Annotated in this window: 2 protein-coding genes; both read left to right on the top strand. The window is 57.5% G+C overall.

Going from position 1 to position 943, the window contains the following annotated elements:
- A partial coding sequence (locus EN990_RS35890; RefSeq protein WP_206526380.1) for a hypothetical protein occupies positions 1-241 on the top strand: 241 nt, incomplete at its 5' end.
- Between the two features lie 228 nt (positions 242-469).
- Complete coding sequence (locus EN990_RS35255) at positions 470-661, top strand: hypothetical protein (protein ID WP_245461960.1); 192 nt, start codon at positions 470-472, stop codon at positions 659-661.
- Positions 662-943: the final 282 nt, after the last annotated feature.

Raw genomic sequence — 943 nt, 5'->3', positions numbered from 1 at the left:
GCAGCTTTTCCCGACGTTCCAGCAGAGGTGCTGGGCGCAAGTTGACCCCGTCCAGGTGCAACAGATCGAAGGCGACGAAGATGATCCGATCCGGCGCCCATCGCATTGCGGACCGCAGCGAATGGAAGCCGACACACCCTTCTTGTTAAGGACGATTGCCTCGCCGTCGATGATTGCCGACTTGGGGGAAAGGGTTGCCGCCGCCTCGACAATCGTCTTGTACGTCTATGACCAGTCGTAGCCCCTTCGCGTGATCGCTCGGGCCGTGCCGTTCTCGATTATGATTTGCGTCCGATAGCCATCGTACTTGATTCCGTGAATCCAGTTGTCCCCTGTCGGCGGCACCTCGACAAGCGTGGGAAACATTGGACGGATGAACTTCAGACGCATGAACTGACCCGCAAAACTGCGATTCAATTTAGCACGCGCTAAGATGGTTCCGGAACATTCTAGACGAATTGAATGTTTGATGGCCATGGCGAAGCTATCTGACCTTGGACCACCCATTCCCGGCAAGGAGCACGGCGGCGAGCCTGCCGACGAGGACGACAATTTCTACACCTGCCCGATCTGCGGTCAGCAGGTCGACATGCGCGACCTACGCCAAGTCATTTGGCACGAACGGCCAAAACACCGGCCTCTGCTCGTTTCGGTGGAGTAGACTTTTTACGTTTTGGCCGGAACGGAGACTGCAAGAGCGGTCAACCTGACATCCAAGATGCCACTAGCAGGGCGCATAAGGATGAGACCAGAGCAGCGGCTGCAAGAAGGACTCCTGCGCTCTGCCAATCTGGCGCCGGCTCGTATAACAGCTTGGCGGGCGGCTGATTATCATTCATGGGAAGCATCAAATTAGGTTCCGCTAATTCCTGACGCTGGCACCGGGACGGCGGCCAACCCGGTGGGGAACGCGTTGCAAATGATCTCACCGGGCTGCATGCGC

The organism is Mesorhizobium sp. M7A.F.Ca.US.005.03.1.1 (assembly GCF_003997975.1).
GTDB classification, from domain to species: Bacteria; Pseudomonadota; Alphaproteobacteria; order Rhizobiales; family Rhizobiaceae; genus Mesorhizobium; species Mesorhizobium ciceri.
The sequence above is the reverse complement of the archived record's forward strand: the minus strand, read 5'-3'. Positions and strand labels throughout refer to the sequence as shown.